This is a genomic window from Burkholderia sp. BCC1985, from assembly GCF_905339915.1.
Taxonomy (GTDB): Bacteria; Pseudomonadota; Gammaproteobacteria; order Burkholderiales; family Burkholderiaceae; genus Burkholderia.
In genome coordinates, this window is record NZ_CAJPGY010000024.1 from 65,533 (window position 1) to 82,668 (window position 17,136).

A 17,136-nucleotide genomic window follows, 5' to 3' on the forward strand; every position below is an offset into this window, starting at 1 on the left:
ACGGGCCGTTGACCTGCGCGACGCCTGAATGCAGCGGAATCCGGCGCCCGTTCCGCGACTACGTGCGGTCGCGATGGCGCGCGCGCGTCGCGCCCGTGATTACCGCGATGCCGAACAGAATGACGGCGACGATCTCGATGATGTGCTGCGACACATGCAGCGTCATCAGGCCCCATGCCACGCCGGCGATGAAAACGATCCATCCGAGCAGGTAGATAAGCAGGGTCATCACTTTTCTCCTGTAATTGTGGGTCATGACGCCGGTTGCCTGCGTTGCAATATCTGCCGGGCAACCGGCAATCCGGGATGTGCGCATATTTCGTACCCGGTGCGGCCGCGTCGTGCGCCAGATCTCAGGGATCGATCGTGTGCAGCCGTCTATGTCGGACACGAACATCAGGATCACGCGGCGAGCCAAGTCCGAACGAGTCGCGCAACCTGCTTCCTGCGCTCGATCATCACCATGTGCCCTTCGCCTGGCAGCGCATGATGGGTCACCGACGGCACCCACGCGGAAGTTTCGAGCGCCGCGTCGGCGAAGATCGGGTCGTCGGCGCCGCCGACGATCAACGTATCCGCGCGGATCCGCCGCGGCCACGGCGAATCGTCGCGTGCATCGTCACGCAATGCGCGCAGCGTGCGGACGATGACGTGTCGTTCGTTGACCGATGACGCGACGTGGCGGCGTCGACTGAACAGCGCCGCGCGCAGGAGCATGTTGCGCCAGCTGGCGCGGAAGCATCCCGACATCGTTTCGAGCAGACGGACGAAATCGGAGCGGGTCGTATGCACGATTTGCTGCTCGATGAGCCGGTAGCCTTTCGGGGCGAGGCGATGCGCACTCGACACCAGCCCGAGTCGCGAGACGCGTTCCGGGTGGGCGGTGGCGAGGCGCGCCGCCACGACGCCGCCGAACGAGATGCCGATGAGCGTCGTGCACTGCCAATGCGCGGCGATGCCGCGCGCGAGATGCTCGACGATGTCGGCGATTCGGTATTGCGCACCGGGCTTGTCAGGATACCCGAGCAGGACGAATGGCGTGTCGGGCGGCAAGATACCGGCGACGCGGAGCAGGTCGCGCCGCAGCCGGCGTTTGGTCGTCTTCGAGACGAAGGCTTGTCCGCCGTTCAGTACGATGACCGCGGGCGGTTCGCTACCCACCTGTGCGGCCAGGATGCCGCCGTCCAGCTGCATCGTTCGAACGCGGCGAGCACCGATCCGGAACGCGGTCGATTCGTCCGGTATGCGGTTCATGCGCTACCTCCTGATGAAAAGGTGCCGGCATCAACGCCGGGCAATCATGCCGACGGTTAATGGCTTATAGGCTCCGTCGACAATTCAAAATATGACGGATGTCCGTCGTACGCACTGAAACAGAAAGTGCCCGATGCGGCGCAGCGGGCGTTCTGGCGTCTGGTTACCGTCAGGTTTGGTAACGGACTATTGATTAAAGACCACGCTTTAAACGCCCTGCATAATCACTGGCTGCTTCATTCAGTGAATGGCTGGTGTTGATTGTCGCGATCAGTTCCTCCACGAACCACGGAAGGACGAGCGTCGTTTCTGCGCTCGACAAACGGACTTTCACGCGCTGCGAAGCGTAATCCGGTTGAGGTAGCGTCACGGGCAGAGCGCCATCGGATTGCGGCGTGTCAGCCGCAATGGCTTGACCGTGCGAAAGCTGCGCATTTATCAAAAGCGCAAATGCCATGATTGCGCGTCGGACAGGTTTCTTCATTTTTCGCCATTCCCTGCGAGAAAATATGAATCGGAAAAGCAGGGAAATGATCCTAGCGAATCTGCTGCGCGAAAAGTATGTGAAATTTGTCATTATCTGTGCGAAAGCTCATGATGAGTGTCCGCGTGGACACATGCACTCGGACCATGACGACCGAGAAACGAGACCTTCGAAGCAGAATGGCGATTGGCCGCCGACGGGAAACCGAATCGAACTGGAACGCGTAGGCGAGCGACGCAAACAGGCTACGCGAGGCGCCCGGCGTGCCCCACGGGCTGTTGCAGGCGCTGACGGAGGTGGCGCGATCGAACAGGTCGTTCAGCGCGCGCTCTCGAATGGGTAATGAAGCGTCGCGTCCGCACCGATGTCCGACGTGAACGACGGTGCGAACGGATCGCGTTTGCCCGGCACCGTATCGCGGACGCTGCCGTTGTTCCCGGTCATCGCGACGAAGCGGTACCCGCCGACGCCGCCCACGGGCGGCGCCGTCGCAAGGATCGATGGCCGCTGCCGGTTACGACGCCGACAACCTGACCGACACCCCCGTCGCCGTATAAACCGGCGTCGCCTTGACCCCGTCGACCGTCACCGTCGAGAACTTCGCGGAAGCCGCCGCGCCGTCGATCAGCGCGATCGTGTCGCCGGCCTTCGGCGCATAGCCGTTCACGAACTTCACGTGCAGCGTGCCGCCGGCGACGGTGAGCGGGCCGCCCACGCGCAGGCGTCCGCCGCCGTTGCCGTCGATGTCGAGTTCGAGCGTCGTGTTGTCGAGCTGCGTGTAGCGCGTCGCGATCGTGACGGGTGCGCTTGCCGCGATCTTCACGCTGCCGCCGGCGCCGACGTACACGTCGCCGGTGCCGAACGCGCTTGCCGATGCCGCGGCGAGCGTGCCGCCGCTGACCTGCGTGCCGCCCGTATAGCGGTTGTCGCCCGCCAGCGTCAGCGTGCCGGTGCCTTGCAGCGTCAGCTTGCCCGCGCCCGCGATGTCGTTGCGCCACTGGTCGGCCGCATTGAGCCCGCCCTGCGACGCATCCATCGACACGATCACGTTGCCGTTGAACGCGCCGTAGCCGTCGCCCGCGGCGAACAGGTTCAGGCGGCCCCAGCCTTCCGCATCGTCCATCACCGGATAGCCGGACTGCACTTCGGTGGTCTTCAGCACGACGCGCCGCTGGTCGGCGCTCAGGTACGGGAAGCGCGTCTGCAGCAGCACCTCCGCACCCTTCGGCACGACGGCCGGTGCATCGGTCGATTCGATCGCGCCGAAGCCGAACGTCATGCGGCGCGTGAAAGCGGCCTTGTTGGTCGCGTAATCGGCGAACCGGTCGGTGGCCGTCGTGCCCGAATGCGCGAACGCGGCGAAGGTTGCGCCGGTCGTCCCCGTGAGTTGCTGAAGCGCCTGGTGAGCCTGACCGTACGCGGCCTGCGCGTCGCTCGCGTACGCGGTGAGGTTCGCCGCGCTGATGGCCAGCGCGAGCATGCGGCCGCCGATCACGTCGAGCGGCGAGTGCATGCCGGCGAGGATCCGGTTCTCGCCCAGTTCGAGGCCGCGGCTGACCATCTCCTGGAAGCGCTCCGGCACGAGCCACGCCATCGTCATCGCGTCGCGCATCGCTTCGGCCGTGTGGCCGCTGATGAAGCCGCCGTCGGTCGCGGGCGTCGTGCTTTCCGCCGGCACGAGCGTCGGCGCGACGACCACGCTCGCGCTCCAGCGGTACGGCCGTGCGTACTTGTAGAAGCGCTTCGACGGTTCGGTCGACGCGTTGTTGCCCATTTCGTTGAGCAGGTCGACGACTTTCCCGAAGTTCGCGTTGGCGCTGCTGCCGACGCCGACGTTGTTGCCGCTGTCGTTGTACAGCACCGTGGTGGCGTCGGCGGGCACGCTGGTGATGCTGGTCGTCTGCTGCGCGGCCGTGCGCCACGCGTCGGTGAGCGGGCCCATGCCGTCGGTCACGCTGTAGCCCTTGCCGCGGCGGTCGTCGAAGTAGGCGGCATCGGCCTGCTGTTGCGTGCGGGCGGTCGTTGCGTTGACCACGTATTGAACATTGGCCGCCAGCACCGTGTCGTTCAGGATCGTGCCGCACGGCGTGCCGCTGCCGGGCAGGCCCGAGCAGGTCGACGGCGAGATCGCCGGAAACGCGCCGTTCGCGGCCGCGGTCACGCCCGCGTCGACGAGCATCGTCGACGGCTGCCACAGGTCGAGGAAGCGGCTCACCACGCGTACCGCGGCGTTGGTCGACAGCGTCGCATAGCGCGCGTCGCCGCGCTGATTGGTCGCGATGTTGTCGACGAAGGCCGGCACGCTCGGCACGGGTGCGCTGTCGACGAAGCCGGGGTCGGCCGGCGGCGCCGGCATGGCCGCGCTGGTCGGGGTGGTCGACGCGACATCGTCGCCGCCGCCGCACGCGGCGAGAACGATCGCACTCGACAGCGCTGCGACGTGCAGCGGGAAACGGCTTCGTGACGCAAACATGCAAAACTCCATCCGGTGTGTTGAAGATGGCGGATTGTCATGGGCGATCGTGACGCAGCCGTTAAGGATTTGTTGCGGGGCGCGGTCGAAGCGCGCGAATGCTCACTATTTGGTGAATTCGTGATACTGAACGTGATGGACGAGGCGAGCGGGCCATCGGCAGCGCATCGCAACGCGCCGGCCATGCGTGCGTCCTGCCGGACCGGTGTTCCCCGGAACGACGACGATAACCGGCGCGATCACGCCGCCTCGGCGGCCGGTTCCGCGTCGGCGCGGCACACGCGGTTTCTGCCGTGCCGCTTGGCCGCGTAGAGCGCGAGGTCCGCCTGATGCGACAGCGCATGCACGGTCCGCGGGTGCGCGCGATGGCCGGTCGCGCAGCCGATGCTGACCGTGAACGGCGGAATCGTTGCATCGAAGCCGTCGAGCCGGCTGTGTTCGACCGCGCGCCGGATCGCTTCCGCGACTTCCGCGGCGCCGCTTTCGTCCGTATCGGGCAGCACCGCGACGAATTCCTCGCCGCCGTAGCGTGCCGCGATGTCGCCGCGCCGCCGCACGTTCGCGCGGATGCATTCGGCGAGAAAGCGCAGCGCCGTGTCGCCTTGCGCATGGCCGTAGCGATCGTTGTATTGCTTGAAGTGGTCGGCGTCGATGAACAGCACCGACAGGCTGCCGCCGCTGCCGCGCTGCAGCCGCTCCCATTCGTCGGCGAGCGCGGCATCGAGCGCGCGGCGGTTGTGCAGGCCCGTCAGCGGATCGGTGCGCGTCTGGTCGGTGAGCAGCGTCTGCTTGCGCAGGTTGTCGCGCAGCGCGAACGCGAGCAGCCACACCACCGCGCAGAACAGCGCGCCGATGACGGACGCCGACACGCCGACCGTCCACGTCAGGCGCGTGATGCCGGCCAGCACGTCGCCCTCGGCCGGGGCGACGACCGCGATCAACGGCGTGCCGGGCACGTGCTGGTACGTATAAAGCCGCGCGACGCCGTCGATGCTCGAGCGCGCCGCATAGAAGCCCGAGTCGCGGCTCAGCATCTGCGCGAACGACTTCGTGCGGCGCAGCCGGCTGATCTGCTGATCGCTCAACGGCGGGTTTCTCGCGAGGATCGTGCCGTCCGCGCGCAGGATCGCGCTGACGCCGTGCGGTCCGACGTTCAGGCGCGACAGCAGGTGATCGAAGTAGGCCAGGTCGATCGCGACCACCACGATTCCGTCGAACGAGTGATCCGGCCGTTCGATGCGCCGCGACAGCGCGATGGATCTCGTGCCGCCGCGCGAACGCGCGCTATACGCCTCGGACACGTAGAGGCCGACGTTGTGCGCATCGCGATGAACCTTGAAGTAGTCGCGATCGCTGAAATCCCAGTTGTGGAGCGGGCCGCAGCATCCATCGATCTGCCGGCCGTCGCGGTTCGTCACGCCCATGCCGGTCATGTATTGCGCGGTCGTGCGCTCGAACAGCACGTCGTGACGCAGCCCGGTGTCGATGTGCGCGACCGCGGGGTTGCGCAGGTTGGCGGCGAGTGCGACGAGCGCATTGTTGGACGTTTCGACGGTGCGCCCGATCTCGCTGACCAGGACGGCGGCGACGTTGCGCGACGTCTCGTGCGCATGTTCGACCACTTCGCTGCGTGCGGCCCACAGCGTGGCCGCGCTGATGCCGAGCGCCGCGAGCGACATCAGCGTGCCCAGCACGCCGACGATCAAGTAATTGCGGCCGGCCCAGTCGGCAATTTTCTCGATCGAAGAGGGTGCAGGCATGGCTGGCGCTCGTGCGGGAAGCTCGCTGCGTCTGCAGCGGCGCGGGTCAAATCCGGGTTAACGGCAAGTATGCCCGGAAATCGAGGCCGATTCGCGCCGAGATCGCGGCACCCGGCGCCGCAAACGTGTGCGGCAGCGGCGCACCGCGCAACGGGCATGCAGCCGCGGCAGCGCCGGGCGGCTGCATGCGCCGACGCGGGATCAGTCGAGCCCGCCCTGGCACAGGTACTTGATCGACAGGTAGTCGTCGAGGCCGTAGCGCGAGCCTTCGCGGCCGTAGCCCGATTCCTTCACGCCGCCGAACGGTGCGGCCTCGCTCGCGAGCGCGCCTTCGTTGATCCCGACGATGCCGGTTTCGAGCCGCGCCGACACGCGCGCGATGCGCCGCACGTCCTGCGTGTAGAAATACGCGGCAAGCCCGAACGGCGTGTCGTTCGCGGCATCGACGGCTTCGTCCTCGGTATCGAACCGGAACAGCGCGGCGACCGGGCCGAAGGTTTCCTCGCAGGTCAGCTGCATGTCGGCGGTGGCGTCGGCGAGCACCGTCGGCGCGTAGTAGTGCGGCCCGAGTTCGGTCAGGCGCGTGCCGCCCGTCAGCACGCGCGCGCCGCGCTCGATCGCGTCGCCGACGTGGCGCGCGATCTTGTCGACCGCGCGCGCGTTGATCATCGGGCCGATCTGCGCGGCCGGGTCGGTTGCAGGCGCAACCTTCAGCGCGGCAACGCGCGCGGCGAGCTTCGCGGCGAAAGCCTCGTAGACGCCGGCCTGCACGTACACGCGGTTCGGCGACACGCAGGTCTGGCCGCCGTTGCGGAACTTGGCGGCCATCAGCCCGTCGACCGCGGCGTCGAGCTCGGCATCGTCGAACACGATGAACGGCGCATTGCCGCCGAGCTCCAGCGACAGCTTCTTCAGCGTCGCGGCCGACTCGCGCGCGAGCAGCTTGCCGACGGGCGTCGAGCCGGTGAACGTGATCTTGCGCACGCGGCCGTCGGCGAGCCAGTCGGCCACCGCGTCGATGCCGCGTTCGCGCGACGCGGCGATCAGGTTCAGCACGCCGGGCGGCACGCCGGCTTCCTGCGCGAGGAAGGCCAGTGCGAGCGCGGTGAGCGGCGTGTCCTCCGCCGGCTTCGCGACAACCGTGCAGCCGGCCGCGAGCGCGGGCGCGATCTTGCGCGCGATCATCGCGAGCGGGAAATTCCACGGCGTGATCGCGGCGACGATGCCGATCGGCTCCTTCACCGCACTGAGCCGCTTGCCGCGCTGCTGTTGCGGAATCAGGTCGCCATACGTGCGCGTCGCTTCCTCGGCGAACCACTGCACGTACGACGCGCCATAGGCGACTTCGCCGCGCGCTTCGGCGAGCGGCTTGCCCTGTTCGCGCGACATCAGCTTCGCGAGATCGTCGGTGTGCGCGACGATCGCCGCGTGCCACGCACGCAGGATCGCGGCGCGTTCGCGCGCGGGCGTCGCGCGCCAGCCGGGCAGCGCGCGTGCGGCCGCGTCGGTCGCGGCGCGCGCGTCGGCGGCGCCGCTGTCGGGTGCGTGGGCAACGAGGTCGAGCGTCGCCGGATCGGTGACGTCGAAGCGACGGCCGTCGAGCGCGTCGCGCCACGTGCCGTCGATCAGGTTGGCGGTGCGAACGAGTTCGGTGCGGGACAGCGTAAGCGGCATGACAGGTCCTTGGGTGAGGCGGTTCGGCGGCGACGCCGGCGCGCGACGACCCCGCGCGGACAGCGGGCTGCCGCGTTCAAGGGTGCCGCGTGCTGCGGTCAGTGCCGTTCGCCGAACAGCGATTCGAGCGGATAGTGCCGTTTGACGAACGGCGACTTGATGATCACGTAACTGAAATACTTCTCGATGCCGATGTTCTGCTCGAGCAGCCCTTCGACGATCGTCTGGTAATGGCTCACGCTGCGCGTGATGAACTTCAGCAGATAGTCGTAGCCGCCGCTCGCGAGGTGGCATTCGACGATCTCGTCGACGTTGCGGATCGCCGCGACGAAGCGGTCGAAGTCCTCGCGCCGGTGGTCGGCCAGCGTGACCTCGGTGAACACGACCTGCACGTCGCCGAGCTTCTCGAGCTGGATGTGCGCGCCGTAGCCGCCGATGTAGCCGGCCTTCTCGAGCCGCTTCACGCGAATCAGGCACGGGCTCGGCGACAGCCCGACCGCATCGGCCAGCTCGACGTTGGTCATGCGGCCGCGCTTCTGCAACTGGGAGAGGATGCGCAGGTCGATGCGATCCAGCTTGCTGTCCGTCATGGTTACGTGAGAGGGGAAAAAATGGAATGTCCGGTTACTTTAGAGTCGAACGATGGCCGCCACAAGCCCGGCTTTCCCTCGGCCCGTCAGGCCGGCTGCGCGTGCGCGACGTCGAGCGCGCGCTGCACGCCCGGGTCGGCCAGCACGTCGTCGAGCGTCTTGCGCACGCGTTCGAACATCAGGTCGAACTCGCCCGCGGTGAAGCTCAGCGCCGGCGCGAAACCGAGCACGCCGTCGCCGAACGCGCGAAACACCACGCCGTTCGCGTACGCGGCCGCCGCGATCTTGTCCGGCACGTTCAGCGCCGGGTCGAAGCGCGTCTTGTGCGCCTTGTCGGCCACCAGCTCGAGCGCGCCGAGCAGGCCGGCCGAACGCGCGTCGCCGACGAGCGGATGCGCGCGCAGCGCATCGAGCCCCGCCGCGAAGCGCGGCGCCAGCGCCTGGCCGTTCGCGAGCAGCCCGCCTTCGTGATAGAGCTTCAGCACCTCGAGGCCGATCGCGGCGCTGACCGGATGCGCGGAATACGTATGCCCGTGACCGACCGCGGCCGACTCCGCGCGGCTGCCCGCGATGCCTTCGTAGATTTCGTCGGACATCAGCACCGCGCCCATCGGCGCGTAGCCGGCGGTCAGGCCCTTCGCGACGGTCATCAGGTCCGGGTCGACCTGTTCGGTCTCGCACGCGAACAGCGGGCCCGTGCGGCCGAAGCCGGTGATCACCTCGTCGGCGACGAACAGGATGCCGAGGCGCCGGCACGCATCGCGCATCGCCTTCAGCCAGCCGGCCGGCGGCACGATCACGCCGCCGGAACCCTGCACCGGTTCGCAGAAGAACGCGGCGACGTTGTCCGCGCCGAGTTCGGCGACTTTCGCTTCCAGCGCGGCGACCGACGCGGCGATCAGCGCCTGCGGATCGTCGCCGAGCGGATGGCGGTACGGGTAGGGCGACGGGATGTGGTGCTGGTCCGCGCGCGGCAGGTCGAAATGACGGTGGAACGCCGGCAGCGCGGTCAGGCCGGCGCCGATCGACGACGAGCCGTGATAGCCGCGTTCGAGCGCGATCATGTGCTTCTTCGACGGGCGGCCGGTCGCGTTGAAATAGTGCGTGATGAAGCGCACCGCGGAGTCGATCGCGTCCGAGCCGCCGAGCGTGAAATACACGCGGTTCAGCGAAGGCGGCGCGAGCGCGGCGAGCCGCTCGGCCAGCTCGATCGCCGGCTGCGAGCCGAAATGGAAATAGCCGGTCGCGTAGGGCAGCTTCGCCATCTGGTCGGCGGCGGCCTTCACGATGCTGTCGCGGCCGTAGCCGACGTTCACGCACCACAGGCCCGAGAACGCATCGAGCAGCGTATGGCCGTCGGCGTCGCGCAGGAACACGCCGCTCGCGGAGTCGAGCACGGTGACGCCGCGCGCCTCGTGCACGCGGTAATTGACGACGGGGTGGATCAGGTGTTGACGATCGGCTTCGATCAGCGCGGCTTGGTTCATGGCGGGGAGGGACTCTCGTCGGGTGTCAGCGTGAGTTCATGCTACCGGGCGAGAAATCCGCACGTGTCTTCAATTTGCGCCCTGAAACGTATGAAAACGGTGTTTGCACGGGACGCTTCGGCATTTTCTGCTGCGCGCCCCGCCGGGCCGGACGCGCGCGTCAGTAGCCGCGCGCGCGATCGACGACGCCGATCATCGGCTGGCCCGCGCGGTGGCGCGCGAGGTTCGCGAGCACGGCGTCGACCGCGGTATCGGGCCGCGTCGCGCTCGCGATGTGCGGCGTGATCCGGATACGCGCGTGGGTCCAGAACGGGTGGCCGGCCGGCAACGGCTCGGGGTCCGTCACGTCGAGGATCGCGCTGTCGAGCCGGCCGCTCGCGAGCGCCGCGAGCAACGCGGCCTCGTCGAGCTGCGGGCCGCGCCCGACCTGCACGAGCGACGCGCCGGCCGGCAGCGCGTCGAACACGCGCGCGTCGAGCAGCCCGCGCGTGCCGTCGGTGAGCGGGAGCAGGCAGATCAGGATGTCGGTGCGCGCGAGGAACGCGTCGAGTGCCGCGTCGCCCGCGTAGCAGTCGATGCCGTCGAGCGTGCGCGGCGTGCGGCTCCAGCCGGCGCACGGGAAGCCGAAGCGCCGCAGCGTGTCGAGCACGGCCTGGCCGAGCGTGCCGAGCCCGAGCACGCCGACGCGCCGCGACGCGGCCGCGCGCACCGGCCGCTCGCGCCACACCTGCGCGCGCTGCTGCGCCGCGTAGTCGAACAGGTCGCGGTGGATCGTCAGTACCGCCTGCGTCACGTACTCGACCATCCCTTCGACGATGCCCGGCTCGATCATCCGCACGACCGGGATGTGCGCGGGCACGCGCGACAGGTCGAACTGGTCGATGCCGGCGCCGACGGAGAACACGACCTCGAGATTCGGCAGCAGCGCGGCCGGATCGTCGGGCGGCTGCCAGGCGGCGAGATAGCGGACGGTTTCAGGGTCGCCGAGGTCCGGCCAGATCCGGAACGGGAGGTCGGGCGCCTGTTGCGCGAAGCGCTGCGCCCATTGCGCGCCGCGCACCGGGTCGGCCTTGTAGAGAAAGCTCATCGCGCGTGCCGCTCAGCCGAGCGCCTGGTTCACGATCGCGAACGTGCGCAGCGCCGGGTCGCGCGCGGGCGCGGCGCCGCGCGCCATCGCGACGACCGTGTCGACGCGCGGCAGCCCGAGCCCCTGCAGCCAGTCCGACAGCCCGCTGTCGCCCGGCACGTCGAGCCGCACGAACATCCCTTCGTGCAGCGCGAGCCAGTGGCTGATCAGCGCCTGCGCGCGCAGCGCGTCGGGCGCGACCACCGGGCCGATCACATGGCCGCGGCCGAAGCGGCGGAACAGCGCGAAGCCGAGCAGTTCGCCGTCGCGATCGAGCGCGATCCCGTTCGCGACGCCGAGCAGCGCATCGATCACCGCGTCGCGCGGATAACCTGCCGCGCGCGAGGCGAGCGCCGCGAGGCGCGGGCCGTCGTTGGTGCCGAGCGGGCGCAGGCGCTCGCCCGGCGGCAGCGAGATCAGCGGCGGCTGGAACGCGGCACCCTGGTGCTGGTCGATCGTGCCGATCGCCTCGAAGCCGAATTTCACGTAGAGCGGTTCGCCGGACGGCGTCGCATGCAGGAAGATCGTGCGTGCGCCGAGGCTGTCGACGACGCGCGCGAGCAGTTCGCGGCCGATGCCGCGGCTCTGGCGCTCGGGCGACACGATCACCATGCCGAGCGATGCGTGCGCGTCGCCGAAGCGCCAGCCGAGCGCGGTGCCGACGATGCCGCCTTCGTCTTCGGCGACGAAGCCGTGGCCGAGCTGGAGCGCGAAGCGCCAGTCGTCGAGACGGTGCGGCCACTTGACCGCTTCCGACAGACGATGCGCGGCGGGCAGGTCGGTGTCGGTGAACGGACGATAGATGAGCGTGCTGGAAGGGTTGAGATCGGACACGCCGGACTCCGGATGGGTAGGAATGACATATCGACTCTGCCAGCGACACCGCGGCGCGGATAGGACGATTCGCCTGTTTTCCGGCGACGGCGGGCGGCCGGGCGAGATCGACGCAAACCGGCGCGATCGGCGCGCGCGAACGCGCGCTTCATGCCGGCGCGGCACGCCAATCCGACAGCTTCTGCTGTGGGAATGACACTACGATGGAACTGCAGCGGCGCCGCCCGGGCGAGCCGCGCCGGGGCCGCCGGGTAGTTGGCGCGCCGCGGTTGCGCGAAGCATGCCGGGCGGCCCGCGGCGCCGCGCGCGGCCGTGCCGCAGATCGTGCTGCCCGCGGCCTGCAACACGCGGCGAATCTGCGTTTCGACCGGCGTCGAACGATGCGCGACGGATTTTTTGCCCTGATTCAATTGCATTGAACCCAGCCCGTCCCCGGCCCTGCCGGGGTTTCATACCGACAGGACCTCACCATGATCCAATTTGAACCGAAGTTCATCACGTTCGACTGCTACGGCACGCTGACCCGCTTCCAGATGGCGGACCTGGCGCGCGAGATCTACGCGGACCGGCTGTCGCCGGTCGCGATGGAGGATTTCGTGCGCGCGTTCGCCGCCTATCGGCTCGACGAGGTGCTCGGGGCGTGGAAGCCGTACCGCGACGTCGTCGTGAACGCGATCCGGCGCACCTGCGCGCGCATCGGCACGCCGTTCGACGAAGCCGAGGCCGAGCGCTTCTATCATGCGGTGCCGACGTGGGGCCCGCATCCGGACGTGCCGGCCGGCCTGTCGCGGCTCGCGCAGAAGTACAAGCTCGTGATCCTGTCGAACGCCATGGACGAGCAGATCATGAGCAACGTCGACAAGCTCGGCGCGCCGTTCCATGCGGTGTTCACCGCTCAGCAGGCGCAATCGTACAAGCCGCGCATGCAGGGCTTCGAATACATGTTCGGCAAGCTCGGCTGCAAGCCCGAGGACGTGCTGCACGTGTCGTCGAGCCTGCGCTACGACCTGATGACGGCCGAGGATCTCGGCATCAAGCACAAGGCGTTCGTCAATCGCGGGCACGAGCCGGGCACGCCGTTCTACAACTATTACGAGGTGTCGGACATCGGCCACCTCGCGACGCAGCTCGGGCTGTAAGCGTCGCCGCGCCGGCGGACGGCTGCGTGCCCTGCGCGCGCCGCCGTGCCGGCAGGCCTGTCGGGGCGGCCAAGGGGGCGTGACCGCCGTGCCCCTTTACGCGTGTGCTCACCGCACGAACCGAGGGTAATTACCGATACGGCGCCATTCAAGGCGGGGCCGCTCGAGCCGATATATGTACCGAACGGTTAATATCGCGAGGCCCCCGCATGAAGTTGTCCACGAAACTGCTGATGCTCGTCGTCGCGGCGCTGCTCGGCGTTGCATTGCTCGCCGCGATGTCGCTGCACACGCTGCGCGACGCGCTGATCGACAGCCGTCGTGACGAGATCGTCATTCTGCTGACCAAAGCCGAGCATCTGGTCGACTCGTATCGCGCGATGCAGGCGAGCGGAACGCTCACCCGGGAGCAGGCCCAGCAGCAGGCCAAGGCCGCGTTGTCCGCGCTCAATGCGAATTCGAAGAGCTACTACTGGGTGACGACGTCCGACGGCGTCAACCTCGTGCATCCGAACGCGAAGTTCATCGGCACCCGCGCGAAGGGCAACCGCACGACCAGCGGCCTGACCGACAGCGAGGCGTACCGCGCCGGAATGGCCCAGGCGCATTTCGCGCTCGTCGACGTGCTGATCAAGCGCAGCCCGGACGCGGACGTGGAGCCGAAACTCCAGGGCGTGGTCGCCGTTCCGGACTGGGACTGGTGGATCGGCACCGGATTCTTCTACGACGACATCAACGCGGCGTTTGCGCGGCTCGCGCAGGTGCTCGGCGCCATCACGCTTGTCATCGCCGCGGCGCTCGCGGCGATCGCGTGGGGGGTGTTGCGCAGCGTCCGGCGGACGCTGGGCGGCGAGCCCGCGCAGGCGGCCGGGATCGCGGCCCGCATCGCCGCCGGCGAACTGGACGTGCAGTTCGATACGGCGCACGCCGCGCCGGGCAGCCTGCTCGTCGCGCTCGGCGACATGAAGGCGCGACTCACCGAAACCATCGCCGACATCCAGACCACGACCCGCTCGATTGCCGTCGGCACCGGCGAGATCGCGCAAGGCAACCTGGACCTGTCCCAGCGCACGGAGGAACAGGCCGCGTCGCTGCAGCAAACGGCCGCCAGCATGGAACAGATCACGTCGACGGTCAAACAGAATGCCGACAATGCGCGTCAGGCGAACGCGCTCGTGACCCACGCGAAGGAGGCGACCGAACTCGGCGGCGCGGCCGTGCGGGAAGTCGTCGAAACGATGCGGCAGATTTCGGACGGATCGGTGCGGATCGCCGACATTACCGTCGTGATCGAGAGCATCGCGTTCCAGACCAACATTCTCGCGCTCAATGCCGCGGTCGAAGCCGCGCGGGCCGGCGAGGAAGGGCGCGGGTTCGCGGTCGTGGCCGCGGAGGTCCGCTCGCTCGCGCAACGCAGCGCGGCGGCCGCGAAAGACATCAAGGGATTGATCGAGGCGTCGGTCGAGCAGGTCGGCAGCGGCAGCCGGCTCGTCGAGACGGCCGGCGCGCGCATGACGGAGATCGTCCGGTCGATCGACCGGGTCGCCGACATCATGGGCGAGATTACCGCGGCATCCGCCGAGCAAAGTACCGGCATCGAACAGATCGGCCTGGCGGTCGCGCAGATGGACGAAGTGACCCAGCAGAATGCCGCGCTGGTGGAGCAGGCCGCCGCGGCCGCGTCCTCGCTGGATGAACAGGCGGCACGGTTGAGGGCCGCCGTATCGGTGTTCAGGCTGACGGCTTGATTGCTCGACTGTCTGACTGTCTGACTGTCTGACTGCGTGACTGCGTGACTGCGTGACTGCGTGACTGCGTGACTGCGTGACTGCGTGACTGCGTGACCGCCAGACCGACAGACCGTGTGACCGTGTGACCGCCCGACCGACTGCCCGGCTGCCCGGCTGCCTGATTGCTCGACGTCTGACTGCCTGACTGCCTGACTGCCTGACTGCCTGACTGCCTGACCGCCTGATCGCCCGACTGCTGACCGCCGCGTGCGCACCCGCCGGCAACGCCATCACCTCGTTTTCCTGACGCCACGCCGGCAAGTGTTCGGCGTGGTGCTCACCAACCTGTCGGCGCCGACCGCGTCGCAGCGGGGAGTCGCGGCTCGACGGCCCCCCGCGGGTTCGCGCCCGGCGTCGGATCATCCGACCGCATCCCTGTTGTCCGCCCGTCGTCCGGCAAAGCCGCTTCGACGTCGCGGCAATCTCCTGACCTTTCGTGCGCCCGCCGTCCTCGCGGCCGGCGCCCGCCGTCCGATGCGCGCGCGACGTTCCGGTCGCACCGGGCGCCCCGGGCCGCGAGCACGCATTCCACACAAACATGCGGTTTGCGTGCGTCGAACGCGTTTCGGATGCCGCGCGGCCAATTTTGTCGGCGCAATCTGCCGCGCGTATCACTTTACGATTTCCTTCGTCGCGCACGTATCGCGCAGTGGTCGCGACGCGGCATCGAGCCGATGGCGGTACGCGTGGTCACGCAGCAAATCATGCTGCGCGGGCGGTCCAAAACGGTCGAATCGTATCGTGCAGCCGCCCCGAATCGCGATAACCCGCATTTTGGCGATGCTTAAATGAACTCAATGCGCACGACGTCGCGCCCGAGACCAGCACACGGGCACGACGGGATTCTCGAACCACGCTGGACCCCAGGACCCACTTTCCACAGTCAGGAGCAGTTCGGATGAGCGACGATATCGACAACGGCAGCAAGGGCGGCTTCACGCGCCGCGACATGATGCGGGTCATGGCGGCGAGCGGCATGATGGCCGCCGGCGCCGGCGGGCTGCTGATGCAACCCGGGACTGCCTTTGCGGCACCCGCGCCCAAGCGCGGCGGCAAGATTCGGGTTGCGAACGAATCGGGCTCGACGGCCGATACGCTCGACCCGGCGAAGGGCTCGACGGGCGCCGACTACATTCGTTTCTTCATGTTCTACAGTGGCCTCACGCAGCTCGATGCGAGCCTGACTCCGCAGATGAATCTCGCCCAGTCGTTGCAGACGACCGACGCGAAGACGTGGATCATCAAGCTGCGCAAGGGCGTCACGTTCCACGACGGGAAACCGGTCACGCCGGCCGACGTGGTGTACTCGCTGATGCGCCACAAGAACGCGGCCACCGCGTCGAAGGTCAAGCCGCTCGCCGATCAGTTCGCCGACGCGAAGGCGAGCGGCCCGGACGAGGTCACGCTCGTGCTCGCGAGCGCGAATGCCGATCTGCCGGTGATCCTCGCGACGCCGCAACTCGTGATCGTCAAGGACGGCACGACCGACTTCAGCACCGGCATCGGTTGCGGCCCGTACAAGCTGAAGTCGTTCAAGCCGGGCGTGTCGACCGTCGGCGTGCGCAACGACAGCTACTTCAAGCCGGGGATGCCGTACCTCGACGAGATCGAGCTGATCGGCATCAGCGACAGCGCCGCGCGCCTGAACGCGCTGCTGTCGGGCGACGTGCACCTGATCAACGCGATCGATCCGCGCTCGACGCAGCGGGTCGCGTCGACGCCGGGCTATGCGCTGCAGGAAACCAAGTCGGGGCTCTATACCGACCTGATCATGCGCAGCGACAACCCGATCGTCGCGAACCCCGATTTCGTCGAAGGGATGAAGTACCTGTTCAATCGCGAGCAGATCCGCTCGGCGGTGTTCCGCGGCTACGCGGTGATCGGCAACGACCAGCCGATCCCGCCGGGACATCGCTACTTCAACGCGTCGCTGCCGCAGCGGCCGTACGATCCGGACAAGGCGAAGTTCCTGTTCCAGAAGGCGGGCGCGCTGGGCGCCGCGCTGCCGCCGATCTATGCGACCTCCGACGCGAACGGGTCGATCGAGATGGCCGTGCTGCTGCAGCAGGCCGGCCAGAAGATCGGGCTGAACCTGCAGGTGAACCGCGTGTCGGCGGACGGCTACTGGTCGAATCACTGGATGAAGCATCCGCTCGGCTTCGGCAACATCAACCCGCGCTCGAGCGCCGACGTGCTGTTCACGCAGTTCTTCAAGTCGGACGCGCCGTGGAACGAGTCGGGCTGGAAGAACCCGAAGTTCGACCAGCTGCTGCTCGCCGCGCGCTCGGAAACCGACGACGCGAAGCGCAAGCAGATGTACGGCGACATGCAGGTGCTCGTCGCGCAGCAGTGCAGGGTCGGCATCCCGGCCTTCATCAGCTTCCTCGACGGCTACGACAAGCGGATCGCGGGCCTCGGCTCGATCCCGACCGGCGGGATGATGGGCTTCATGTTCGCCGAGCACGTGTGGTGGAACGCCTGACGCCGGCGCGTGCCGCCGCCGTGCGGCCGGTGCGGATTGCCGC

The 17,136-nt window shown here is 68.1% G+C and carries 13 protein-coding genes; 3 read left to right on the plus strand and 10 right to left on the minus strand.

Going from position 1 to position 17,136, the window contains the following annotated elements; translation table 11 throughout:
• Nucleotides 1-58: 58 nt before the first annotated feature.
• From U4Z31_RS23700 to U4Z31_RS23745, 10 genes are all read right to left on the minus strand, one after another.
• Entirely contained in the window at nt 59-406 is a 348-nt protein-coding gene (locus tag U4Z31_RS23700; protein ID WP_321811540.1) for a hypothetical protein, read from the minus strand.
• Nucleotides 403-1,254 (minus strand): alpha/beta fold hydrolase, encoded by an 852-nt coding sequence (locus U4Z31_RS23705; protein ID WP_321811508.1) that lies wholly within the window; start codon nt 1,252-1,254, stop codon nt 403-405. Before U4Z31_RS23705 ends, U4Z31_RS23700 begins: the two co-directional genes overlap by 4 nt.
• A gap of 193 nt (nt 1,255-1,447) precedes the next feature.
• Entirely contained in the window at nt 1,448-1,738 is a 291-nt protein-coding gene (locus U4Z31_RS23710; RefSeq protein ID WP_321811509.1) for a hypothetical protein, read from the minus strand.
• Nucleotides 1,739-2,252: 514 nt separating this feature from the next.
• Nucleotides 2,253-4,211 (minus strand): phosphatase PAP2 family protein, encoded by a 1,959-nt coding sequence (locus tag U4Z31_RS23715; RefSeq protein WP_321811510.1) that lies wholly within the window; start codon nt 4,209-4,211, stop codon nt 2,253-2,255.
• A 239-nt stretch (nt 4,212-4,450) separates the two neighbouring features.
• Nucleotides 4,451-5,971: a GGDEF domain-containing protein gene (locus U4Z31_RS23720; RefSeq protein WP_321811511.1), complete on the minus strand. Its 1,521-nt coding sequence runs from the start codon at nt 5,969-5,971 to the stop codon at nt 4,451-4,453.
• 201 nt (nt 5,972-6,172) lie between these two features.
• Nucleotides 6,173-7,645 carry an NAD-dependent succinate-semialdehyde dehydrogenase gene (locus tag U4Z31_RS23725; protein WP_321811512.1) on the minus strand — a complete coding sequence of 491 codons (1,473 nt, stop codon included), beginning with the start codon at nt 7,643-7,645 and terminating at the stop codon, nt 6,173-6,175.
• Between the two features lie 98 nt (nt 7,646-7,743).
• Nucleotides 7,744-8,235 carry an Lrp/AsnC family transcriptional regulator gene (locus U4Z31_RS23730; RefSeq protein ID WP_006749694.1) on the minus strand — a complete coding sequence of 164 codons (492 nt, stop codon included), beginning with the start codon at nt 8,233-8,235 and terminating at the stop codon, nt 7,744-7,746.
• Nucleotides 8,236-8,321: 86 nt separating this feature from the next.
• A complete protein-coding gene (locus U4Z31_RS23735) occupies nt 8,322-9,722 on the minus strand; it encodes an aspartate aminotransferase family protein (RefSeq protein WP_321811513.1) in 1,401 nt (466 codons plus the stop codon).
• Nucleotides 9,723-9,882: 160 nt separating this feature from the next.
• Nucleotides 9,883-10,809 (minus strand): glyoxylate/hydroxypyruvate reductase A, encoded by a 927-nt coding sequence (locus tag U4Z31_RS23740; RefSeq protein WP_321811514.1) that lies wholly within the window; start codon nt 10,807-10,809, stop codon nt 9,883-9,885.
• Nucleotides 10,810-10,821: 12 nt separating this feature from the next.
• Nucleotides 10,822-11,682: a GNAT family N-acetyltransferase gene (locus U4Z31_RS23745; RefSeq protein ID WP_044844273.1), complete on the minus strand. Its 861-nt coding sequence runs from the start codon at nt 11,680-11,682 to the stop codon at nt 10,822-10,824.
• Nucleotides 11,683-12,152: 470 nt separating this feature from the next.
• Between U4Z31_RS23745 and U4Z31_RS23750 the strand changes: the two genes are divergently transcribed.
• From U4Z31_RS23750 to U4Z31_RS23760, 3 genes are all read left to right on the plus strand, one after another.
• Complete coding sequence (locus U4Z31_RS23750) at nt 12,153-12,821, plus strand: haloacid dehalogenase type II (protein ID WP_044844272.1); 669 nt, start codon at nt 12,153-12,155, stop codon at nt 12,819-12,821.
• 209 nt (nt 12,822-13,030) lie between these two features.
• Nucleotides 13,031-14,569, plus strand: coding sequence for a methyl-accepting chemotaxis protein (locus U4Z31_RS23755; RefSeq protein WP_321811536.1), 1,539 nt, complete (start codon nt 13,031-13,033; stop codon nt 14,567-14,569).
• Nucleotides 14,570-15,509: 940 nt separating this feature from the next.
• Entirely contained in the window at nt 15,510-17,093 is a 1,584-nt protein-coding gene (locus U4Z31_RS23760; protein WP_044844270.1) for an ABC transporter substrate-binding protein, read from the plus strand.
• Nucleotides 17,094-17,136 lie beyond the last annotated feature (43 nt).